Origin of the sequence: Neorhizobium descurainiae (assembly GCF_051400715.1) — a bacterium.
Classification (GTDB): Bacteria; Pseudomonadota; Alphaproteobacteria; order Rhizobiales; family Rhizobiaceae; genus Neorhizobium.
Genome location: NZ_JBLFFK010000035.1, coordinates 14102 through 34803, shown reverse-complemented (window position 1 = coordinate 34803; position 20702 = coordinate 14102). Strand labels below are relative to the sequence as shown.

The following is a 20702-nucleotide window of genomic DNA, read 5'->3' as shown; positions in this document are numbered from 1 at the left end:
AGCGCCGGATACTGCTGCGAGGGCAGCAGCGGAGCCGAGAAGAAGGCTCTTGATGTTCATATTTGACCTCCAGTCAAAAGTTTCGTGTGGGTCTGGGTTCTTTTTGCTGAAGGACAGCGTTCCCTGCCCCATCCCCGTCGATTACCAGAAGAAGGACGATCCACCGCCTCGCTTCCGAATGTGAAAATACAAGACGCGAAAGGCCATGCAATCTTGAACTTCAACCGGAGAGGCTTCCGAAACCCGCTTCCCAGAAGTCTGTTGCCGAAAGGACACAAAGACGCCGGCGCCCCCGGAGCTTATTTTACGCTTTGTTAAGAAAGGGCTTATCCGGCAGTCACTTAGCGAAAACGGGACTGCGCCGGAGAGAATCGCTCCGCCGCCGGTTCCGGCCGGCTCCGCCGACCGCGCCCGGACGATATGGAATCAATCAAAACGGGAAATCGTATACAGGATGAAAGGGCCGCCTGCGGGCCGGAAATGGCGGAGAAGATGGGATTCGAACCCACGATACGCTTTTGACGTATACTCCCTTAGCAGGGGAGCGCCTTCGACCACTCGGCCACCTCTCCGTCGCGGTCTACCTATGTTAGAGCCCCCCTGAATGCAAGGCTTTTGTGACCAGCGCCGCAAAGTTTTACGCGAATCGCGCGGGAGGCGCAGAACAAGCGAAGGTGCAAAGGCCCACGCGCTTACGGCCTGATTCGGCAAGGCTTTTCCAAACCTGCCATCCGCCTGGCCGCTGCATCCTTCAATAGCCGGACCGCGGCTTCAATGCCCCGACGCCGCGGCCGTAGCGGCCGGCGAGAGCGCGGAGCGCGCCGGAGAATTCCGTCACATCGGCACCGACGGCCACGAAGCTCGCGCCGAGATCGAGATAGTGGCGGTTGAGAGATTCGCTGAACGTCAGGATGCCGGCGGCCTTGCCGGCCTTCACGATCGTGGCGATCGCCTTCTCGATCACCTCCTGCACCTCGGGCGCCTCCATGCGGCCGAGATAGCCCATGTCGGCGGAAAGATCGGCAGGGCCGATGAAGATGCCGTCGACGCCGTCGACCGCTGCGATATTCCCGAGATCGCGGATCGCCGCCATCGTTTCCGCCTGCACGATGAGGCATATCTCGTCGGCCGCCGTCTCGGCATAATCGGGGATGGCATTGAAGCGGGAGGCACGCGCGACCGCGGCACCGACGCCCCGGACGCCGTCGGGCGGATAACGCACCGCGCGCACGAGTTCCTGCGCCTGCTTCGCCGAATCAACCATTGGCACGAGAAGCGTGCGGGCGCCGATATCCAGCAGCTGCTTGACGACCCAGGTCTCGCCGACCGGCGGCCGCACGACGATTTCCGAAGGCGACGCGGCCAGGGCCTGGAGCTGGGAGAGGATGCTGCGGAGATCGTTCGGCCCGTGCTCGCCGTCGATCACCAGCCAGTCGAAGCCGGCATGACCGGCGATCTCCGCCGTCAGCGCCTCGCCCATGTCGAGCCAGAGGCCAATCTGGGGCTGGTGCGCCTTCAGCGCCGCCTTGAAGTGATTCTTCGGAGCCGGCATGGCGCCCTTTCCTTTCAGGCGAGGAGTTGCTTGAGGTCGGCCGCCGGATCGGAGAGGACCGCCCTGTCCGGCTCGATGCCGGCTTCGAGCATCTTCTTGCCGGTCACATAGGCCTTGGCGTCGTTGATCGCGTCGACCGCGATGAACCGCCCTTCCCGGAAATACCAGATGGAGAGGCTGCCTTCGCGGGCGCCCGGGCGCGCGAACGTCTCGTCATAGCCCATGTTGAAACCGGCGATCTGCAGCTTCACGTCGTACTGGTCGGACCAGAACCAGGGTTTCGCATCATAGGGGGCATCGCCGCCGGCGATGATCGCGGCCGCCGCCTCCGCCTGGTCGACGGCGTTCTGCACCGATTCCAAGCGGATGCGCCCGCCCTTCCAGGGCAGCATGGCGCAATCGCCCACGGCGAAGATGGACGGATCGGAGGTGCGGGCGAATTCGTCGACGACAACGCCGTTGCCGACCTCCAGGCCGCAATCCTGGGCGAGCCGGTCGTTCGGCGCCACGCCGATGCCGACGATGACGAAATCCACGTCGATCGTGCTGCCGTCGGAAAGTTCGGCGGCGCGCACGTGGCTCCCTTCTGGGCCGCCGATCAGGCGATGCAGGCCGGTCTTTTCGCGGATGACGACGCCGCGGCTCTGATGGATGGCGCGCATCGCGTCGGCGGTCTCCCTGGCGGCAACGCGGCTCAGGATGCGGTCGGCCATCTCGATCAGCGTCACTTCGAGGCCGAGATGGCGGGCGACGGCCGCCGCTTCGAGACCGATGTAGCCGCCGCCTATAATAAGGAGCCGCCGGCCGGGCCGCATTTCGCCCGCCAGCAGATCGGCATCCCGCTTGTCGCGCACGGTGAAGACGCCGTCGAGATCGCCGCCGACGCTCGCCGGCAGCGTGCGCGGCGTCGAGCCGGTGGCGAGCGCCAGGGTTCCGTATTCGAGTTCCGCGCCATCCTGCATGCGCACGCGTTTCGCCTTGCGGTCGATCTCCTCCACATAGGTGGAGAGCCGAAGTTCGACATTGTTTTCCGGATACCAGCTTTCGGGACGGAAGGTCAGCCGTTCGAACTCCATCTCGCCGAGCAGGTACTTCTTGGAGAGCGGCGGGCGCTGGTAGGGAATCACGGTCTCCGAACCGATGATCGTAATCGGCCGCGCATCCTTCAGAGCCCGAAGCTTCGCGGCGAGCGCAAAACCCGCCTGCCCCGCGCCGACAATCACCAACCTGTCCGTCACGCCTCACTCCCCATGCCGAGAATTCTTCTTTTCGTGGAGATAGCACGAAATCGAGCCCGGAAGGGGTATCGCTGCGACGCCGGCCCGTCAACAGCGCGACAGAGGCGATTGCATGCTTTCAGTTGCGAGCTGCACGTGCGGAGAGGAAAAAGTACGGAGAGGAAAAAGCGCCCGATCGATCGCATTTTACCGATCCGTTTCAGAATGCATCAGCAGAAGAGGAATAAAATCACATCAAGGAGTGAAAAGGGAGGGTGCGATGCCCTTGACCATCGATTGCGATACAAAACAGGACGCCCCGCGCGACCAGGCATTCGAGAAATTCTCGATCGACCGTCCCGGCAGGATCATCTTCGTCGGCCGCCATCTCAGCACCAAGACGAACTTCCGCTGCCTGATCCGCACGATCTCGCTTTACGGCGCCGAACTCGACGTCAGCCCGCACCTGCCGGTGCCCAACAATTTCTTTCTCGAGATCCTCGGCATCCATGACGAGATCGGCTGCACGGTGATCCGCCGGGAAGAAGAGAAGGTGACGGTCGGCTTCAACATGCTGATCGACCCGGAATTCCTGCACCATGTCGTCCGGCTGAGCTTCGAGACCAGCCACTGACGGGCAGCCGGCGCAGCGACCGGCGGACCTTGTTCGCCCGCGGCCTCCATCGGCCGCCGGTCAGCCACGAAAGAAGCGGCACGGCCCACAGGAGCCCGCGCCATTCGGCGCCCTCCAGCGGATCGGCAAGCGGATGCCGCCCGCGCCTGTCATTCTCCCTCTTCAATTGAACCCAGAGCGTCGCCCAGTTGAGAAGCATGACGGTCTCTCCATCTATTACGTGACGAATGCGATGCCACGGAGCTAATGGCTTGCCGCGCCCGCGTGTAGACGCGCCGGCGAAAGCCGCTTTTCACCGGTGAACGATGGGAAGATCGCTGCTGTCTCTATAAGGTGTCCGAAATGACCGATGCTGGCTGGGACGATCTGAAACTCTTCCTCCATGTGGCGACCGAGGGAGGCCTCAGCGGCGCTGCGGGCCGCACGGGGCTCAGCGCGCCGACGATCGGGCGGCGCATGCTGGCACTCGAACGCACGACCGGCCGCACGCTCTTCGTACGCAGCCAGCAGGGCTACCGCCTGGCGCCGGACGGCGAGACGCTGCTCGAACACGTGCGGGCCATGCAGAGGACGGCCGACAGCATTGCCGACTGGAACGGCCAGGCCTTCGCCATGCCGATCGTATCGATCGGCGCCGATGCCTGGCTTTCGGAATTCATCGCCGGCCACACGGCGGACATCCGCGGCAGGGACGACCGGTTCCGGCTCTGCTGCAAGTCGCTCCACAAGGGCATGGATTTCACCTATCGCGAGGCGGATGTGGGGCTTGTCGGCCGCCGCCCGGAAGCCGGCAATGTCGCCATCCGACGGTCGGTCGCCGTCGCGCATGCCGTCTATAAAGCGAGGGAGCTTGACGGGGACGAGAGCCTGCCGTGGGTTTCGCTCGGCACCGACAGCTCCCACGCGCCGGCCGACAAATGGGTCTTCCAGCATCACGAAGCGGAAATCTGCACCTGGACCAGTTCGCCGGGGCTCCTTCCGCGGCTGATCGCCGGCGGCAACGGCCGCGGCGTGCTGCCCTGCTTCATCGGCGATCGTTTCTCCGGTCTGGTGCGGGAGGGGGAGATCATCGCGGAGCTCACCTATACGCTGTGGATCGTCGCCAACGACGACGACCGGCACCGCCCCGAGGTGCGGCAGGTGATCGAAAGGCTCGACGCGCTTTTCAGGCGCGAAGGGAAAAGATTCGCGGGCGAGAGGTCGTAAACCTCTTTTCCGTACTTGCGCGGCGGTAAATCACTCTTATTGTGCCGGTTTTCGAAAACCGGAACACAATCCATGCCTGCATTCTCGCGCTTCACACCGCTGGTCAGCGCCCTCCCCGCGACCGTGCCCTTCGTCGGGCCGGAAGCTATCGAGCGCAATCGGGGGCTTACCGTAAAAGCCCGCATCGGCGCCAACGAAAACGGCTTCGGTCCGGCCCCGTCCGTCATCGAGGCGATGTGCGCGGCCGCCGGCGAGACCTGGAAATACGCCGATCCCGAGAATTTCGCGCTCAAGCAGGCGCTCGCAGCGCATCTCGGCTGCAAGGCAGAGAACATCGCGGTCGGCGAAGGCATCGACAGCCTGCTCGGCCTGATCGTCCGCATGGTGATCGAACCCGGCCTGCCGGTCGTCACCTCCCTCGGCGCCTATCCGACCTTCAACTTCCATGTCGCAGGCCATGGCGGACGGCTGGTCACCGTGCCTTATGCCGACGACCGCGAGAACCTCGACGGACTTCTGGAAGCGGTGCGCCGCGAGAATGCGCCGCTCGTCTATTTCGCCAATCCCGACAATCCGATGGGAAGCTGGTGGGAGGCCGACAGCATCGTCGCCTTCGCCGAGGCGCTGCCGGAAACCTGTCTGCTGATCCTCGACGAGGCCTATTGCGAGACCGGCCCCGCCGGTGCGATGCCGGCGATCCCGGCTCTCATCGACCGGCCGAACATCATCCGCACCCGCACCTTCTCGAAGGCTTACGGCATGGCGGGATCGCGGGTGGGCTATGCGATCTCGACGCCGGAGACGGCGCAGGCCTTCGACAAGGTCCGCAACCATTTCGGCATGAACCGGATCGGCGTTTCGGCCGCACTCGCCGCGCTCAAGGACCAGGCCTATCTTTCCGAGGTGATCGGCAGGATCAGGGGCTCGCGGGACCGTATCGCCGGCATCGCCCGGGCCAACGGGCTGGAACCGCTCGCCTCCGCCACCAATTTCGTGGCGATCGATTGCGGCCGCGACGGCGCCCATGCCCGCTCGATCGTCGACGGGCTGATGGAGCACGGCGTCTTCATCCGCATGCCGGGGGTCGCGCCGCTCAACCGCTGCATCCGCGTGAGCACCGGGCCGGAATCGGACATGCGGCTCCTGGAAGAGGCCCTGCCGAAGGTGCTCAAGAGCCTATAAAGGATAAAGAAGGACCGCGCCGGCCTTGTTCCTGCCGGTCGCGGTCCCGAATTTCGGGCATCGGCCCTCGCCCGAACCGGATGCCCCCGTTCCCTCTGGATTTATCCGTCGTCCGCCTTTTCCGGCGGTGAATTTCAGATCAGGCGCGCAAGAGCTCAGTGCATGGTCATCCACTCGCGGGCGGCGCGAAGGGCCGCCGCGAGCTGCATCTTGGTCATCGCCTGGGCGAGGTCCGCGCGCAGTTCGGCGGCGCGGTCGGAGCCCTTGATCGCGGCGATGTTGAGCCACTTGTGCGCGGACACAAGGTCCACCTCGCAACCGCGGCCGGTCGCATACATCAGACCCATTTCGCAGAACGCGTCGGCGCGGGTTTCGCCACCCATGGTGGCCATTTCGGAATTGTTCATTTCAAAGCGTGCCATCGGTTTGATCCCTGTTAAAGCCTGTTTCTCATCTGCCCTGTTTCTTCCGTCCGGATCCGCCGTCTAACGCGGCTCTTCCGATCCTTCCGGCCGGCGGGTTTCCCGCTCGTCTTGATGAGCCGACTATCGGCCAAACCTTCCAAAAGACGCCTAAAAAGCATGCTTAACTTGCGGAAAACAAAGTTCAAATGCTTGGTAAATTTGGGTTTTTGTTAAACATGGGATTCCCTGCATTTTAAGGATTTTGCGGCGATCTTTACGAAAACTTCAGAAATGGATTTAAACCGAAAACTAACCACGAATCCGGGTCGCGTCCGAACCCTCATCGAAAAACCGCGCCGGCAACCATGGAAAATCATGCGTCGGCAAGGACACTATTTACCTTTACGTACGCGTAAGATAATGTCTGCAAGCCTGCGCGGAGGAGCGCGGCGGAGGGACATGCCGCGAAGGTCCGGAAAGCCACGGCGGCGCAAGGAGGAGACCCATTCATGATGCGGATACTGATGCTCGCCGGCGCGCTGGCGCTTGCCGCCACCGTCAGCCAGGCGGCCGAGCCGATCGAGGGCAACTGGAAGACCGCGAGCGGCGAGACAGCGGCGATCGGCAAATGCGGCACTGCCTATTGCGTGACGCTCAAGACCGGAAAGTATGCCGGCAAGCAGATCGGCCGGCTCTCCGGCAAGGCCGGCGAATATTCCGGCGAGATCACCGATCCGGCCGAGGACAAGACCTATAGCGGCTCGGGCTCGGTCAGCGGCAATGCCCTGAAGATGAAAGGCTGCGTTCTGAAGATCCTCTGCAAATCCCAGACCTGGACCCGCCTCTGACGGCTCCCCGGTCCTTCTTTATAGAGAAGCAAGTGGTTGGCCGCACCGGCAACGGGCGGCCATTTCCTTTTTCAAGTTCAAGGGCTGCCCGAAATTTTTGCTGCAGCGCACCCGGAAAAAGCAATATGATCGCGGAAGTGGCATCGATTTTGGGCTCGAAATCCCTCCGGATTTCGAATGTCACAGTTTTGTGAAAAGCTTGAATAAGGGCAAATCTCCCTTTACGCCACACAAAAGCCACCAAACAGACACAATTCAGAAAAGATTGCACGCATTGGATGCAAAACCTTTCCGATTCCTTTAACGCAATGATTCCAAACAGAAATTACATTAATCTTCTGTAACTTAATCGGTTTACTTGGCGGCAAACATTAAAAAATTAGCACGCTTAGCACTTTTTGCGCGCATTTTGGCGGAGGCACCTTCCACTGTCAACATTTCATTGACAGCAGTCTCCCAAATCAAGCCTTCCGGATCGAACCGATCGGTCCGATATGAGCATCGCAAGCAGCAATTCCCCTCCGGTTCGAACCCAAGACCGAACCAATGCAGACCGAAAAGGACCAAGACAATGAAGACCATTACCTCCACTCTCGCCGCGGCGCTGATCGCTTCGGCTTCCTTCGCCGGCGCCGCTCTTGCAGAGGGCGACTACTACGAAGGCGTTTCCAAGGCTCCCGTCGTCGACCACGTCCAGACGGGCAGCGTCGCCCAGAACAGCCAGCAGCACGCTCAGGCAGTCCCGGCCCCGGTTGAAGACGGCGACTATTACGCCGGCGCAAACCGCCCGAACTGATCGCAGCTCATTCAATATACCGAAACAAAGTCCGCAGGCCAGGTCGCAAACTCAAAGCCGCGGACAACTCTGAAGGGACCAAGACAATGAAGACCATCACCTCCACTCTCGCCGCAGCCCTGATCGCTTCGGCCTCCTTCGCCGGTGCCGCCCTTGCAGAAGGCGACTATTACGAAGGCGTCCAGAAGGGTGACGTCCAGCAGCATCAGGTTCAGCGCGCGCACCAGTCCGGCAGCTACGGCTACACCGGCTCCATCTCCCGCGCCGCTGGCCAGGATCTCGCTGCCGGCAAGACCGTCGTGAACAGCGGCGACTACTACGACGGCATCAACCGTCCGAACTAACCGCGGTTCATTCAAGACACCGAACAGCGTCCGCCGGCCAGGTCGCAAACTTCAGGCGGCGGACCGCTCCCACAAAGGATTACGACAATGACGAAGATCACTTCGGCTTTCGCCGCAGCTTTGATCGCTACGGCCTCTTTTGCCAGCGTCGCCCTCGCTGAAGGCGACTATTACGAAGGCGTACAGAAGGGTGCTCCTGCTGCTTCCGCCTCCGTCGACACGGTCCGCACCGCCAGCGTCGGCAAGGACCGCGCCCCGGTCGTCCGTCGCCACGACTCCAACAGCCAGATCCCGAATGCTGAAGAAGTCATCGGCCGCGGCGACTATTACGAAGGTGCAGTCCGTCCGAACTAACGGCGGCTGCGAATTTTAAGACATCGAATATCACCGCACGTCAGGTCGCAAACTTTTGCGTGCGGAAACTCTGAAAGGACTATCACAATGACCAGGATCACTTCCGCTCTCGCCGCAGCCCTCATCGCTTCGGCTTCCTTCGCCGGTGCAGCTCTTGCCGAAGGCGACTATTACCAGGGCGTTCAGAAGAGCGCTCCCGCCGCCGCCTCTTCCGTCGATACGACCCGGACCGGCAGCATCGGCGATCGCCCGAACAGCCTGCGCCTCAGCAATGGCGGCCGCGACGACAACCGCGCCACCTTCCTGAACAGCGGCGACTACTACGACGGCATCAGCCGTCCGAACTAATCTCGTTCGGGATCGACCGCCGCGCAAGGACTACAGGCCTCGGATCACAAGGCCCTGGCGCGGCGATCGCAATAGGCAGACGACATGCCGAAAATGAAAATACCAGCCGCGCGAGCGGCTGGTATTCGCAGTTCATTCAAGACACCGATTTGGAAAGACGGGTCGCAATCGTCTTTCCGGTGCGAGGATGGCCGGACTCTGAAACCAGCCATCGCATTCAAGATTAAGTGAAGCTTTCCGGCGAATCAATCACGATCACGCTCATCGGCGTGAGAATTCCCGCATCATTCGCGGCATCTCACGGAATCTTCCTTCGATTTTCCGATTCCGTCCCCGTTTTTCCGAAGAATCCGCAGCAGTTCCGCTTCGCGGCTGTTGGAACGATCCGTCCGTCCAGGGATTTGTACTTGGACGGAGCGATCGCGACATCGCTTCGCAGCATAAAGCTCCATGGAAAGGACAGGAAAAATGAGGACCTATCTGACCTCCGGTATCGCAGCGCTGATCGTTTCAACCGGCTTTGCCGGTGCCGCAGCCGCACAGGATGCGGTCTATTCGAGCCCGGATGCCCTGCCGCAGTCCCCGCCGACCATCCAACAGTCGCGCGGTCAGGACATCGATACCATGTCGACCGGCAGCATCTATCCGAGCACCGGAATGTATCGATACAGCAACAGCACGTCCGGTGACGCCGACCTCGACGGCGGCCACGACACCGGCGATTATTATGACGGCGTTCTGACGCCTCATAACTAAGCATTTGATTCAAGATACCGGCTCCCGCGCAGGTCGCAGCTTTGCTCGGGAGCATTCCTCAAGAGATAAGCCGGCCCACTGGGCCGGCTTTTTTCATGGATTGCCAGCGCCCCCGCTCTGGCTCGGGCTTTCCATTAACCATCCTGAACATCCGATGAACCTCCCCCTCAGGACGCATTCAGCCCCGCGCCTTCATTCTGCCTTCATTGGGATCGGGGAGAAGACCATGTCCGTTCTTGTGCGCCGCTTGACCATCATAACGCTGATCATGACTATCTTCGCACTGGCTTTCGGCGCGCTTGTCGCGGAGCCGGGCCGCAAGGAGCTGCGCGTTCACCTCGGAACGACCGCGCCGTGCTATCATCCCGCCACGCCCGGCTGCGTCGCCGCGCTCTGAGAATTCGTGGATCAACCGCAGGCGGCAGCGCGGCGTCGTTTGATTGTCAACGAGTTCCCATTATAATGGCGCATGAGCACACGAATCTTTTCACTCTCTCCGCTTCCCTTCATCAGCCCGAGCGCGGTCGAGCCGCGTGTGTTCGACAATGCGGTCGAAGCGGTTGATGCGCTGACCGAACTTTACGAGCGCAATACGCGCTTTCTGATCGAGGCTTTCGGCGCGCTTGCCGACGGCGCACCCGTGACCGGCCGCTACCGTGCCTGCTATCCGCAGGTCAGCATCGAGACGACCTCCTTCGGGCACGCCGATTCGCGCCTCTCCTACGGCCATGTGACGGCGCCGGGCATATACACGACCACCATCACCCGGCCGAAGCTCTTCCGGCACTATCTGAAGGAGCAGCTCGATCTCCTGATGCGCAATCACAACGTTCCGGTGACGATTTCGGAATCGACGACGCCGATCCCGCTGCATTTCGCCTTCGGCGAGGGCGCGCATGTGGAAGCGTCGGCTTCGAACGCGCTTGCCGACATCTCCTTGCGCGATCTCTTCGACACGCCGGACCTCAACAATACCGACGACCTGATCGCCAACGGCGAATACGACCAGACGCCCGGCGAGCCCGCACCGCTCGCCCCCTTCACGGCGCAGCGCATCGACTATTCGCTCGCCCGGCTCAGCCACTACACGGCAACCAGCGCGGATCACTTCCAGAACTTCGTGCTCTTCACGAACTACCAGTTCTATATCGACGAATTCGCCGCCTGGGCCCGCGCGCTGATGGCCAAGGGCGGCGACGGCTACACGGCCTTCGTGGAACCCGGCAACATCATCACGCCCGCCGGCTCCGACAAACCTGAGGTGGACGCCGTCGTGCGCCTGCCGCAGATGCCCGCCTACCACCTCAAGAAGAAGGGGCATGCCGGCATCACGCTGGTCAACATCGGCGTCGGCCCGTCGAACGCCAAGACGATCACCGACCATATCGCGGTGCTCCGTCCGCATGCCTGGCTGATGGTCGGCCATTGCGCCGGGCTTCGCAACAGCCAGCGGCTCGGCGACTACGTGCTCGCCCATGCCTATGTGCGCGAAGACCACGTGCTCGACGACGACCTGCCGGTCTGGGTGCCGATCCCGGCGCTCGCCGAAGTGCAGCAGGCGCTGGAAAGCGCGGTCGAGGAAGTCACCGGCTACCAGGGTTTCGAGCTGAAGCGGATCATGCGCACCGGCACGGTCGCGACGATCGACAACCGCAACTGGGAACTGCGCGACCAGCGCGGGCCGGTGAAGCGCCTGTCGCAGTCGCGGGCGATCGCGCTCGACATGGAATCTGCGACGATCGCGGCGAACGGCTTCCGCTTCCGCGTGCCCTACGGAACGCTGCTCTGCGTTTCCGACCGGCCGCTGCATGGCGAACTGAAGCTTCCGGGCATGGCGACGGCCTTCTACCGCAGCCAGGTCAGCCAGCACCTGCAGATCGGCATCCGCGCCGTGCAGAAGCTCGCCGCCATGCCGATCGAAAAGCTGCATTCGCGCAAGCTCAGAAGCTTCTACGAGACGGCGTTTCAGTGACATTGGGATAATTTAGGACTATATTCTTGCGTGTATTGGAGGGTCATATGCGCGCGTCCTTAAATATCGATGATGACCTGTTGAACGAAGCGAAGGAAATTACCGGCTTGCCGACCACGGCAACGGTGGAGGATATCCTTCGTCGACTTGTCACAAACGAACGTCAGCGTCAGGCTCTGAATGAACTGGAAGGCATGGGTTGGGACGGTCCGCATCACAGCCGGCCGACCTTCGAGACTTTGGCGTCCGAATTCCGGGCTTTGACTGCTGATCGCCATCACACGCCTTCAGAAACGCTGATGCGCGAAGGCGCGAGGAACGGTGACGACCTTCGTCATCGACGCCAGTGTCATCATCAAATGGGTGGTTCAGGAAGCGGGAACTCCTGAAGCATTGTCGCTGCTCAAGGGCAGCACGCTGGTCGCCCCGGAGCTGATCCTCACCGAGTGTGCCAATATCCTCTGGAAGAAGACGCGCCGCGGCGAGCTTTCCGCGGCCGAAGCGCATTTTGCCGCGCGGCTCATCGAAAGCTCGGACCTGCAATTGCGGGAAATGCTGCCATTTTTCAAGGCCAGTATCGAACTGACCATGAAGCTCGATCACCCGGCCTATGACTGCATCTACCTGGCACTCGCGTTGAAGGAAAACTTCCGCTTCGTCACCGCCGACGAAAGCCTCGTTCGCAAGCTGCGGCAAAGTCCGGGCGAGAAATATCGGGGCGTTGCGATGCTGCTGGGCGAAACCGTCTTCTAGTCACGCTTCGGCCGCGCCGCGAACAGAGACAGGGCCGTGCCGACGAGCGAGGACACGATCACCAGGAGATGCGTATTGACCGCCGCCTGGCCGAGTTCCCCCAAGGCCCGCCTGCCCGCATCGGCGCCGAAGGCGAGCGCTCCGGCGGTGATGCCGGCCGGATAGGTGCCGACGCCGGCGGGGGCATGCACGGGCAGGACGGACGAAAGCTCGCCGCCCAATGCGCCGCCGAAGCTCGGAGCTATGGAAAGTCCGCCCAGCAGGCCGAGGACCCAGGCCAGCACGGCAATCTTGGTGAACCAGTTGACGAGCGTCGCGCCCCAGGCCCGGGCGAAGCCCCCCGCGTCGAACGGCAGGCCGGCCTCCACCTCGTCCAGGAGCTTCCTCGCCTTCCCCGGCAGCACTTTCGCCGCAAGCCGGAAGGCGCGTCCGCGCAGGGCGAAAGCCAGGGCCGGCAGGAGCAGGAAAAAGAGCCAGAGCGCCCAGGCCCAGAGCTTGCCGGTCTGCAGCGCCAGTCCCGTGCCGGCGGCTGCGAGCAGCGCATGAAGATCGAAGAGCCGCATGACGAGGAGCGCCGAGGTGCCGCGCGCGAGCGGCACGCCGAACTCGCGCCTCATCAGCAGCGGAAAGCTCGCCTCGCCGGTGCGGAACGGCAGCATGACGTTCAAGAGGTTATGAACCTGCACCAACCTGAGCAACGTGCCGAAATGCCCGCCGGTCTCCTTCGGAAAATAGTCGTAGATGCGCCAGGTGCGCAGCACATAGGTGCCGAGAAGCAGGACAAGAGCAATGAGGGCGGACGTCCAGCCGGCGCTGCTCCAGAGCGCCACGACGCCCTGCCATCCCCAGACCCATTGGATGAAGGCGGCGTAGACGGCAATGATCGCAATGGTTCCGAGCGTCATGGCGTGGCGAATTATCCATGCGCGGCGGCTGGCAACCGGATAATTCTTCATATAGTAGGATGCCCCATACGACAGTTTCGGGTGATGTTTCCGACGACGGCAGTCGTGACGGCGCCGTTTCAAGCCCGAGTTTCTAGGAGAAACACAAGGTGCGTACAACAGCAGAGTCGGTCACAAGCCGCATCGAGGCGGCCGAACCGATCGAACTGTCCCTGGTCGTGCCGCTCTTCAACGAAGAAGAAAGCGTCGGACCGCTCATCGAGCGGATATGCTCGGCGATGGCCAAGTATCCAGCCACCTGGGAACTCATCCTCGTCGACGACGGCAGCACGGATGCGACGATCGTCAATGCGAGAAACGCGCTCGACCGCCCCGGCCTCGATCTCAAGATCGTGGCGCTGCAGCGCAATTTCGGCCAGACGGCCGCCATGCAGGCGGGCATCAACCAGGCGCAGGGCCGGCTGATCGCCACCCTCGACGGCGACCTGCAGAACGATCCGAACGACATCCCGACCATGGTCGCGGAACTGGAGCGGCGCGAACTCGACCTGCTTGTCGGCTGGCGCCAGAACCGCCAGGACGGGCTCATCCTCCGGAAAGTGCCGTCCTGGATCGCCAACCGGCTGATCGGCCGCATCACCGGCGTACGCCTGCACGATTACGGCTGCAGCCTGAAGATCTATCGCGGATCGGTCATCAAGCAGGTGAAGCTGATGGGCGAGATGCACCGCTTCATTCCGGCCTGGGTGGCGGGCGTGGTGCCGAGTTCGCGGATCGGCGAAATGCCGGTGACGCATCACGCGCGCCAGCACGGTATTTCCAAATACGGCATTTCCCGCACCTTCCGGGTGATCCTCGATCTCCTGTCGGTGATGTTCTTCATGCGCTTCAAGGCGCGGCCTGGCCATTTCTTCGGTTCGCTCGGACTTGGCCTCGGCGCGCTGTCGGCGATCATCCTCGCCTATCTCTTCGTCGACAAGTTCATCATGGGCAACGACATCGGCACGCGGCCGCTCTTCATGATCGGCGTCATGCTGTTCCTGTCGGCGGTGCAGATGATCACCACCGGCATCGTCGCCGAAATGATCGCCCGAACCTATTATCGCGAAGACACCGCGCTCAGCTATATTGTCAGGGAAGTCTATGAGGGCGATCACGCGCATCAGTGACGCGCTCGCTCGCCGGCCCGGCCTCGTCCTTTGGCTTATCGCGGCCTATTACGTGCTCGCGGTCATCCTGAGGGTGTTGCGTTCGGAGGCGCTGCAGAGCGACGAGGCGGAACAGCTTTTCCAGTCGCAGTTCCTGCTGATGGGATACGGGCGGCAGCCGCCCTTCTACAACTGGCTGCAATACGGCGTCATCCAGCTCATCGGCCCGTCGGTTTTCGCGATCTCGCTCGTCAAGAACCTGCTGCTCTTCCTCTGCTGCGTGATCTACGGAGTGGCGGCCCGGATCGTGCTGAAGGACCGGCGGCTCCCGGCAATCGCCATGCTCGGGGTGGTCGCCATGCCGGCGGTGAGCGTCCTGGCGCAGCGGGATCTCACGCATGCGGTCGCCACGCTGTTCGCCGTCGCGCTGTTCACCTACGCCTTCCTCCGGACGCTGATGCGGCCGAGCCTGGGGAACTACGTGCTGACCGGCCTTGCAGTCGGCATCGGGCTCATCGCCAAGTATAATTTCGTCATCGTGCCCGTAGCGGCGATCCTCGCCATCCTGCCGGAACCGGACCTGCGCAAGCGCATCTTCGACTGGCGGCTGATCCCGGCGCTATTGGTCGCCGCCGCCATCTGCCTGCCGCACGGGCTCTGGGTGCTCGGCAACCTCACGGAGGCGACGGCCGGCACGATCAAGGCGATGCGCAGGGATGCCTCGGGCAACGTGGTCCTCGACGGACTTTCCGGTATCGGCACGCTGATCATGGCCGCCCTCGATGGCGGGCTTCCCGTCCTCGGCTTTTTCCTTCTCGCTTTCCGCCGCCCGCTCATCGACGCCTGGCGGGCCGAGAATCAGTGGACGCGGGTCACCGGCCGTACCATGGTCTTCTGCCTGGTCGGGGTCGGGATCATCGGGCTCGGCTTCGGCGCCACCAGTATCAGCCAGAAATGGCTCTCGCCGTTTCTCCTGCTGCTGCCGCTCTATCTCTGCCTGAAGCTCGATGCCGCCGGCGCCGACAAGAGCCGCAGCGTGCCGCGGCTCTTCTTTCCCGTCGCGGCCCTGGCGCTCGGCTTCGTGGTCTATCTCGCGCTCGCCAATGTGGTTGGCCCGCGCTTCGGCGACTACGGAAAGGAGAACCTTCCGGCCGGTCCCTTCATCAGACAGGTCCTGGCGGAACAGCCCGGCGTGAAACCGGCCTATGTGATCGTCTCCGATCAGTTCCTCGCCGCCAGCGCTCGGCTGGAACTGCCGGATGCGCGCGTGCTGCTGCCGAGTTTCGAACAGACGCCTCCTCCCGACGGGACAGAGAAGGCCCGGCCGGGACTCGTCATCTGGTCAACCCCGGGGGATGCCGGAATTCCGGCCCATCTCAAGGCTTACCTCACCGAGCAGGGAATCCTGCCGGACAATCTCGTGCCTCGAACGATATCCGTGCCCTATCTTTTTTCCGGTGGCCGACGCAGCGTGCCTTTCGGCTATGCCTGGGTGAACGGAACACCGCCTTGACCGAGAAAGCCCAACCCGATTCCGGAGAGAACAGGTGCGACTAGAACACGCGGAGACGGCAAAAGAAGGCACAGCTTCCGGTCGCCATGTCCTGCTGATCGTGCTCGCGGTCTATTTCGCCGTGAACGTCATCGTCAGGCTGTCGATCCCGCACGCGCTGGAGCTTGACGAAGCAGAGCAAAGCTATTTCTCCCAATGGCTTCTGGCGGGATACAGTTCGCAGCCGCCGTTCTACAACTGGCTGCAATATGCCGTCGTACAGGTTTTCGGCCTGTCGCTCGCCACGCTTTCGCTGCTCAAGAACCTGCTGCTCTTCGGTTCCTATCTCTTCTACTTTCTGGCGGCGCGCCAGGTCCTGCGCGACAGGCAGCTTGCCGTCGTTGCAACCCTCGGCCTGCTGACCATTCCGCAAGTCGCGTTCGAGGCGCAACGCGATCTGAGCCACACGGTCGCGACCATCTTCGCCGCCTCGCTGTTTCTCTATGCCCTCTTCCGGACGCTCAACCGCCCCTCGATCGGTTCCTTCATCCTGCTCGGCCTCGCGACCGGCATCGGCGGGATCGCCAAATACAATTTCATCGTACTGCCCGCCGCGGCCTTCCTGGCGGTGGCGAGCGATCCGGACTTCCGTCGGCGCCTGCTCGACTGGCGGCTCCTGCTCGCGGGCGGCGTAGCGCTCCTGATCGTCTCCCCGCACGCGCTCTGGCTCGTCGATCATTTCGACGCGACCAGCGGCCATACGATGCGCAAGCTGCTTGGCGACGATACCAACTTCATCCTCGCGATCTTCGAAGGCCTCGGTTCGCTTGCGCTTGCCGTGCTGGGCTTCGGCGCGCTGACGGTAATCATCTTCGCCGCTGTCTATCGCGAACGGTTGCGCGACGTGATCCGGGCCCGAAACGACCGGACGCGGCTCCTCGGCCGGATCCTCATCTTCTCGCTCGGCTTCATCGTCCTGCTGATCCTTTTCGCGGGCGTCGAAAGGGTGCGGGACCGGTGGCTGACGCCGATCCTCCTCGTGCTGCCGCTTTATCTGACGGTGAAGATCGACGCCGCGGCGATCGACCTGCAGCCGGGCCTGAAGCGGATGTGGGGCGTGGCGCTCGTCATCATGGTGCTGATCCCGTCGATCCTCTTCGGCCGCTTCGCCGCTGCCCCGATCACGGGGAAATATCAATATTCCCATCATCCGTTTCAGGCGTTTTCGGACGAAATCCGGCCGCTCACCGCTTCCGCACCGACCCTGATCGTCGCGTCCGACGGGCAACTCGCCGGAAACCTGCGGTTCAATCTGCCCTCGACCCCGGTCAGGACGACCTCCACGCCCACAGGTATCCACGCGCTGCCGATGCCGCCCTACCAGCGCATCCTGTTCGTCTGGCGGAATTCCGACGGCAGCATGCCGTCCGGCTTCCCGGAGAAATTCACGCAATATCTGCAGGAGCGCGGTATCGCCGGCATTGTGCCGCAAGCCCGGATCGCCGCCCTTCCCTATAATTACGGGCGGCCGGACGACCGGTACCGGTTCGCCTATGCGGTGGTGGACGTCGCACCATAGAGCGGGCTTATCGCTCACGGTTTCGGCCTCTGATTGTGCCACCGATTCTTATCGGCTACGAACGAGGTCCCGCAACCCTTCGGAAGACTTGCCGATGGCCGTTCCCACGTCCGCAGAGAAGACCGCCCCGCCCCATATCGAACTTCTGCTCGTCGGCATGAACGGCGACCTGCGCGGCAAGCGCATCCCGATCGGCAAGGAGAAGAAGGTCTGGGAGGGCGCCGTGCGGCTGCCCACCTCCACGCAATCGCTCGACATCTGGGGCGACGACAACGACGATATCACGGGCCTGTCGCTGACGATCGGCGACCCGGACGGGGTCTGCATTCCCGACAGGCGCAGTCTCGTGCCGATGCCCTGGGCGCCGGAGGGATCGAGCCAGGTGCTTTCCACCATGCACGAGCTCACCGGCGAGCCGAGCTTCATGGACCCGCGCGGCATTCTGGCCGCCATGCTGAAGCGCTACGACGAGCGCGGGCTGACGCCTGTGGTGGCGACGGAGCTCGAATTCTACGTGGTGCAGGACGACTGGCGCGAAACGGGAAAACCGCGTCCGCCGGAACGGCTGACGTATCGCGGCGAGCCGAACGGTTTCCAGCTCTACGACATGAGCGCCGTCGATGCGCTCGACGAATACCTGCAGACGGTGCGCGCCTGGGCGAGCGCGCAGGGCCTGCCGGCGGATGCGACGACCGCCGAATTCGGTCCCGGGCAGTTCGAAATCAACCTGCTTCACCGCGCCGACGCGCTGGCGGCGGCCGACGATTGCATCTATCTCAAACGCATCGCCGAGCAGGCCGCGAAACGGCACGGGCTGAAATCCACCTGCATGGCGAAACCCTATGCGGACCAGGCGGGCTCCGGCCTGCACGTGCATGCAAGCGTCATCGACCGCGACGGCAACAACGTGCTCGACGCGAAGGGGGGCTATCCGGTGCGGCTCAAATCCGTCTCTGCCGGCCTGCTGAACACGATGCGCGACGCGCAACTGATCTTCGCGCCCTTCGCCAACTCCTACCGCCGCTTCCAGCCGGGCTCCTTCGCCCCCGTCGATATCGACTGGGGTTTCGGCCATCGCGGGACTGCGGTGCGCATCCCCGATGCCAATGGGCCTGCCGCCCGCATCGAGCACCGCGTCGCCGGGGCGGACGCCAATCCATACCTGCTCTTGACCGCCATCCTCGGCGGCATGCTTCCGGGTCTCGACGGGACGCTTGATCCCGGCCCGGCGACCGAGCCTGGCAAGGAACCGCCGGCCGGCACCAAAAAGCTGACGCACGACTTCCTGACTGCGGTCGAGGACTTTGCCGCCTCTCCCTTCATCAGGGATATCTTCGGGGAACGCTATCAGAAGCTCTATGGCAACACCAAGCGCAAGGAGGCGATCATTTACCTGCGCACGGTCAGCGACTTCGACTATCAGACCTATCTGCCGAGGGTTTGACGTTAGCAGATCAGTCGCGGCTATTTCTTCATCCAGGGGCTGTATTTGACGTTGTCGATGTCGAGGAACATCGGCGGATCGGAGAAGCTGAAAGCCGTGGTCCAGGCGGACTTGTACTCCGCGAACGCCGACCGGACCTCATTCAAAGCCGTATCGTCACCCGTCTTGTGGGCGAAATTCTCTTCGTCGCTGAGCGCCTTCGTCAGCTCGCGGTAGGTGCTGTTGCCCTCGCTGTCGGGGACGAAGATGACAAGACCCGGCCTGTCTTTGAACTTGAACGCCATCTCGAACTCATCATCGGTGAACCGTTCGCGATTGCGAGCCACCATCTGGGTCAGCACGAGGGCGTAGAGGTCCTCCTTGCCGATACCGCCATGGGCTTCCTGCTGCTGCTTCACCATCTGCATGAATTCCCAGCCCTTCTCGGCGATCAGCGCCTTCAGGGTATCCTTGACGGTTGGATCGCTGACCGCGAACTTGTCGGAATCGATGAATTCAGCAGCGTCGGCGGCGAGCTGGCTCTTCGCGTCCATCTCCACGAAGGCGAGGCTGACGGCAAAAGCCGCCTTGACCGCTTCCTTCGACGGCTCGCCGGAAATGCCGTTCGCCACCTTGACGAGATCGGGCTTCGTTTCCTGCTCCTTGCCCTCTTCGGCAGTCGCGGCGGCCTGAGCGGCCGGCTGCTGCAGGATCAGCAGGGCTGCGGGTTCGGTTGCGGAGATGGAAGTCATGCCGGTCCTCATCCGCGACACCTATCCCTTCATGGGCGTTGCCGCGATTTGCCAGACCTCTCATGGCCGGAGAAGCGAATGATTCTGTCGAGGATTGAAAATTAGAATCCAAGTCACAAACAAAGTGTGAACCGGCAAATGCAAGAGATCGCCGAAACCCGCCTTCGTCCCGCCGCTGCGACATAGGGCTGCAGTTCCGGCGATCGCGGTTTTGAGGAACTTTTTTCAACCTATCTTAAATTCAAGGAGCCTAAAAAGCCGGATATCTGATGTCTTGCGGCACCCCCGATGCGTATCGTTATCGCCAAGTCACTTCTGACGGGCCTGTTATCCCTGCTGGCTTCGCTCGCCATATCGTTCACCTTCGTTCCCATGCTGGGCGGAGAAGTTGCCGGGGCAGGCCTGGTCATGACCATCGTCTGTCCGCTTGCCATCTCCATTCCGGCCTCGGCCGTGCATTTCTGGCAGACGGAGAGGGTCAAGCGCGCGGAGGCGACCGCCTCGGACGCTCTGAGGAAACTGGCGATCGCCTATGAAGAGCTCCGCCTGCAGTCCCGTCGGGACAGCCTGACCGGCATATTGAACCGGGGGGCCTTCCTGGAGGAACTGGAGGCCTTCAGCCGCAAAGGTGTCACGGGTGCGCTGATCTTCCTCGACCTCGACCATTTCAAATCGATCAACGACCGCTACGGCCATGCGACGGGCGACGAGGCGCTTCGCCGGACGGGGCAGATGCTTGCCGCCTATCGAGGGCGGTTCGACATAGCGGGCCGTCTCGGGGGCGAAGAGTTCGCACTCTTTCAAGGCGGCCTGCCGATCCATGAAATGGCGAGGCGATGCGAGGAAATCCGCACGCTCATCGAGCATATGGATCTGCGCTCCGCCTCAGGGGGTGTCGTCCCGGTTTCGGCAAGCATAGGCGCCTTTCACTGCGGCTCGGGCTTCGATCCTCACGAAAGCCTCAGGGCAGCCGACGCCAACCTCTACGAAGCCAAGGCAGGCGGCCGGAACCGGGTCGTCTCGTCCACCTGAAGGAA

The 20702-nt window shown here is 62.6% G+C and carries 23 protein-coding genes and 1 tRNA gene; 18 read left to right on the top strand and 6 right to left on the bottom strand.

Annotated features, from left to right (window positions below; all coding sequences use genetic code 11):
- Positions 1-481 precede the first annotated feature (481 nt).
- The 3 genes from ACMGE0_RS31755 to ACMGE0_RS31745 all read right to left on the bottom strand — a co-directional run bounded on the left by ACMGE0_RS31755 (position 482) and on the right by ACMGE0_RS31745 (position 2790).
- Positions 482-572, bottom strand: a tRNA-Ser gene (locus tag ACMGE0_RS31755).
- Positions 573-751: 179 nt separating this feature from the next.
- The gene (locus ACMGE0_RS31750) at positions 752-1552 is read right to left on the bottom strand and encodes an aldolase/citrate lyase family protein (RefSeq protein ID WP_436819861.1); all 801 of its coding nucleotides are present in this window, start codon (positions 1550-1552) and stop codon (positions 752-754) included.
- Positions 1553-1566: 14 nt separating this feature from the next.
- On the bottom strand, positions 1567-2790 hold the full coding sequence (locus ACMGE0_RS31745) for an NAD(P)/FAD-dependent oxidoreductase (RefSeq protein WP_436819860.1): 1224 nt from the start codon (positions 2788-2790) through the stop codon (positions 1567-1569).
- Positions 2791-3049: 259 nt separating this feature from the next.
- Here ACMGE0_RS31745 and ACMGE0_RS31740 point away from each other — a divergent pair, with 259 nt between their 5' ends.
- The 3 genes from ACMGE0_RS31740 to ACMGE0_RS31730 all read left to right on the top strand — a co-directional run bounded on the left by ACMGE0_RS31740 (position 3050) and on the right by ACMGE0_RS31730 (position 5791).
- The gene (locus ACMGE0_RS31740; protein WP_436819859.1) at positions 3050-3403 is read left to right on the top strand and encodes a hypothetical protein; all 354 of its coding nucleotides are present in this window, start codon (positions 3050-3052) and stop codon (positions 3401-3403) included.
- Between the two features lie 342 nt (positions 3404-3745).
- Entirely contained in the window at positions 3746-4609 is an 864-nt protein-coding gene (locus tag ACMGE0_RS31735; RefSeq protein ID WP_436819858.1) for a LysR family transcriptional regulator, read from the top strand.
- 72 nt (positions 4610-4681) lie between these two features.
- A complete protein-coding gene (locus ACMGE0_RS31730) occupies positions 4682-5791 on the top strand; it encodes a pyridoxal phosphate-dependent aminotransferase (RefSeq protein ID WP_436819857.1) in 1110 nt (369 codons plus the stop codon).
- A 155-nt stretch (positions 5792-5946) separates the two neighbouring features.
- Here the strand turns inward: ACMGE0_RS31730 and ACMGE0_RS31725 are convergent, their stop codons facing one another.
- Entirely contained in the window at positions 5947-6213 is a 267-nt protein-coding gene (locus ACMGE0_RS31725; protein WP_436819856.1) for a sel1 repeat family protein, read from the bottom strand.
- A gap of 491 nt (positions 6214-6704) precedes the next feature.
- Between ACMGE0_RS31725 and ACMGE0_RS31720 the strand changes: the two genes are divergently transcribed.
- The 10 genes from ACMGE0_RS31720 to ACMGE0_RS31675 all read left to right on the top strand — a co-directional run bounded on the left by ACMGE0_RS31720 (position 6705) and on the right by ACMGE0_RS31675 (position 12366).
- Complete coding sequence (locus tag ACMGE0_RS31720) at positions 6705-7043, top strand: DUF2147 domain-containing protein (protein ID WP_436819855.1); 339 nt, start codon at positions 6705-6707, stop codon at positions 7041-7043.
- Positions 7044-7614: 571 nt separating this feature from the next.
- Positions 7615-7839: a hypothetical protein gene (locus ACMGE0_RS31715; RefSeq protein WP_436819854.1), complete on the top strand. Its 225-nt coding sequence runs from the start codon at positions 7615-7617 to the stop codon at positions 7837-7839.
- 86 nt (positions 7840-7925) lie between these two features.
- Positions 7926-8183, top strand: coding sequence for a hypothetical protein (locus ACMGE0_RS31710; RefSeq protein ID WP_436819853.1), 258 nt, complete (start codon positions 7926-7928; stop codon positions 8181-8183).
- An 87-nt stretch (positions 8184-8270) separates the two neighbouring features.
- Positions 8271-8537 carry a hypothetical protein gene (locus ACMGE0_RS31705; RefSeq protein WP_436819852.1) on the top strand — a complete coding sequence of 89 codons (267 nt, stop codon included), beginning with the start codon at positions 8271-8273 and terminating at the stop codon, positions 8535-8537.
- A gap of 87 nt (positions 8538-8624) precedes the next feature.
- A complete protein-coding gene (locus tag ACMGE0_RS31700; RefSeq protein WP_436819851.1) occupies positions 8625-8885 on the top strand; it encodes a hypothetical protein in 261 nt (86 codons plus the stop codon).
- Between the two features lie 468 nt (positions 8886-9353).
- Positions 9354-9641 (top strand): hypothetical protein, encoded by a 288-nt coding sequence (locus ACMGE0_RS31695; RefSeq protein WP_436819850.1) that lies wholly within the window; start codon positions 9354-9356, stop codon positions 9639-9641.
- A 226-nt stretch (positions 9642-9867) separates the two neighbouring features.
- Complete coding sequence (locus ACMGE0_RS31690; RefSeq protein ID WP_436819849.1) at positions 9868-10038, top strand: hypothetical protein; 171 nt, start codon at positions 9868-9870, stop codon at positions 10036-10038.
- A gap of 72 nt (positions 10039-10110) precedes the next feature.
- Complete coding sequence (gene amn / locus ACMGE0_RS31685; protein ID WP_436819848.1) at positions 10111-11613, top strand: AMP nucleosidase; 1503 nt, start codon at positions 10111-10113, stop codon at positions 11611-11613.
- Between the two features lie 47 nt (positions 11614-11660).
- Positions 11661-12002: a type II toxin-antitoxin system VapB family antitoxin gene (locus ACMGE0_RS31680; RefSeq protein WP_436819847.1), complete on the top strand. Its 342-nt coding sequence runs from the start codon at positions 11661-11663 to the stop codon at positions 12000-12002.
- Entirely contained in the window at positions 11935-12366 is a 432-nt protein-coding gene (locus ACMGE0_RS31675) for a type II toxin-antitoxin system VapC family toxin (RefSeq protein WP_436819846.1), read from the top strand. The genes ACMGE0_RS31680 and ACMGE0_RS31675 overlap by 68 nt, the downstream gene beginning before the upstream one ends.
- Here ACMGE0_RS31675 and ACMGE0_RS31670 read toward each other — a convergent pair.
- Positions 12363-13322 (bottom strand): lysylphosphatidylglycerol synthase transmembrane domain-containing protein, encoded by a 960-nt coding sequence (locus ACMGE0_RS31670; protein WP_436819845.1) that lies wholly within the window; start codon positions 13320-13322, stop codon positions 12363-12365. The two genes, ACMGE0_RS31675 and ACMGE0_RS31670, sit on opposite strands and share 4 nt — an antisense overlap.
- Before the next feature lie 98 nt (positions 13323-13420).
- On the opposite strand from ACMGE0_RS31670, the gene ACMGE0_RS31665 reads away from it, so the two are divergent.
- The 4 genes from ACMGE0_RS31665 (at position 13421) to ACMGE0_RS31650 (ending at position 18934) form a co-directional block, all read left to right on the top strand.
- The gene (locus ACMGE0_RS31665; RefSeq protein WP_436819844.1) at positions 13421-14440 is read left to right on the top strand and encodes a glycosyltransferase family 2 protein; all 1020 of its coding nucleotides are present in this window, start codon (positions 13421-13423) and stop codon (positions 14438-14440) included.
- Entirely contained in the window at positions 14415-15932 is a 1518-nt protein-coding gene (locus tag ACMGE0_RS31660; RefSeq protein ID WP_436819843.1) for an ArnT family glycosyltransferase, read from the top strand. Before ACMGE0_RS31665 ends, ACMGE0_RS31660 begins: the two co-directional genes overlap by 26 nt.
- Before the next feature lie 34 nt (positions 15933-15966).
- A complete protein-coding gene (locus ACMGE0_RS31655; RefSeq protein ID WP_436819842.1) occupies positions 15967-17490 on the top strand; it encodes a glycosyltransferase family 39 protein in 1524 nt (507 codons plus the stop codon).
- 94 nt (positions 17491-17584) lie between these two features.
- Positions 17585-18934 carry a glutamine synthetase family protein gene (locus ACMGE0_RS31650; protein WP_436819841.1) on the top strand — a complete coding sequence of 450 codons (1350 nt, stop codon included), beginning with the start codon at positions 17585-17587 and terminating at the stop codon, positions 18932-18934.
- 20 nt (positions 18935-18954) lie between these two features.
- Here ACMGE0_RS31650 and ACMGE0_RS31645 read toward each other — a convergent pair whose 3' ends face one another.
- On the bottom strand, positions 18955-19665 hold the full coding sequence (locus tag ACMGE0_RS31645; protein WP_436819840.1) for a hypothetical protein: 711 nt from the start codon (positions 19663-19665) through the stop codon (positions 18955-18957).
- A gap of 288 nt (positions 19666-19953) precedes the next feature.
- On the opposite strand from ACMGE0_RS31645, the gene ACMGE0_RS31640 reads away from it, so the two are divergent.
- Entirely contained in the window at positions 19954-20697 is a 744-nt protein-coding gene (locus ACMGE0_RS31640) for a GGDEF domain-containing protein (RefSeq protein WP_436819839.1), read from the top strand.
- The last annotated feature ends 5 nt before the right edge of the window (positions 20698-20702 follow it).

Excerpts from the sequence above, each read along its gene's own strand:
- ACMGE0_RS31715 (WP_436819854.1), top strand. The coding sequence starts at position 7,615 with ATGAAGACCATTACCTCCACTCTCGCCGCGGCGCTGATCGCTTCGGCT.
- ACMGE0_RS31750 (WP_436819861.1), bottom strand. The coding sequence starts at position 1,552 with ATGCCGGCTCCGAAGAATCACTTCAAGGCGGCGCTGAAGGCGCACCAG.
- ACMGE0_RS31710 (WP_436819853.1), top strand. The coding sequence starts at position 7,926 with ATGAAGACCATCACCTCCACTCTCGCCGCAGCCCTGATCGCTTCGGCC.
- ACMGE0_RS31705 (WP_436819852.1), top strand. The coding sequence starts at position 8,271 with ATGACGAAGATCACTTCGGCTTTCGCCGCAGCTTTGATCGCTACGGCC.
- ACMGE0_RS31740 (WP_436819859.1), top strand. The coding sequence starts at position 3,050 with ATGCCCTTGACCATCGATTGCGATACAAAACAGGACGCCCCGCGCGAC.
- ACMGE0_RS31650 (WP_436819841.1), top strand. The coding sequence starts at position 17,585 with ATGGCCGTTCCCACGTCCGCAGAGAAGACCGCCCCGCCCCATATCGAA.
- ACMGE0_RS31690 (WP_436819849.1), top strand. The coding sequence starts at position 9,868 with ATGTCCGTTCTTGTGCGCCGCTTGACCATCATAACGCTGATCATGACT.
- ACMGE0_RS31645 (WP_436819840.1), bottom strand. The coding sequence starts at position 19,665 with ATGACTTCCATCTCCGCAACCGAACCCGCAGCCCTGCTGATCCTGCAG.
- ACMGE0_RS31695 (WP_436819850.1), top strand. The coding sequence starts at position 9,354 with ATGAGGACCTATCTGACCTCCGGTATCGCAGCGCTGATCGTTTCAACC.
- ACMGE0_RS31660 (WP_436819843.1), top strand. The coding sequence starts at position 14,415 with ATGAGGGCGATCACGCGCATCAGTGACGCGCTCGCTCGCCGGCCCGGC.
- ACMGE0_RS31725 (WP_436819856.1), bottom strand. The coding sequence starts at position 6,213 with ATGGCACGCTTTGAAATGAACAATTCCGAAATGGCCACCATGGGTGGC.
- ACMGE0_RS31700 (WP_436819851.1), top strand. The coding sequence starts at position 8,625 with ATGACCAGGATCACTTCCGCTCTCGCCGCAGCCCTCATCGCTTCGGCT.
- amn (WP_436819848.1), top strand. The coding sequence starts at position 10,111 with ATGAGCACACGAATCTTTTCACTCTCTCCGCTTCCCTTCATCAGCCCG.
- ACMGE0_RS31720 (WP_436819855.1), top strand. The coding sequence starts at position 6,705 with ATGATGCGGATACTGATGCTCGCCGGCGCGCTGGCGCTTGCCGCCACC.
- ACMGE0_RS31735 (WP_436819858.1), top strand. The coding sequence starts at position 3,746 with ATGACCGATGCTGGCTGGGACGATCTGAAACTCTTCCTCCATGTGGCG.
- ACMGE0_RS31640 (WP_436819839.1), top strand. The coding sequence starts at position 19,954 with ATGCGTATCGTTATCGCCAAGTCACTTCTGACGGGCCTGTTATCCCTG.
- ACMGE0_RS31730 (WP_436819857.1), top strand. The coding sequence starts at position 4,682 with ATGCCTGCATTCTCGCGCTTCACACCGCTGGTCAGCGCCCTCCCCGCG.
- ACMGE0_RS31670 (WP_436819845.1), bottom strand. The coding sequence starts at position 13,322 with ATGAAGAATTATCCGGTTGCCAGCCGCCGCGCATGGATAATTCGCCAC.
- ACMGE0_RS31680 (WP_436819847.1), top strand. The coding sequence starts at position 11,661 with ATGCGCGCGTCCTTAAATATCGATGATGACCTGTTGAACGAAGCGAAG.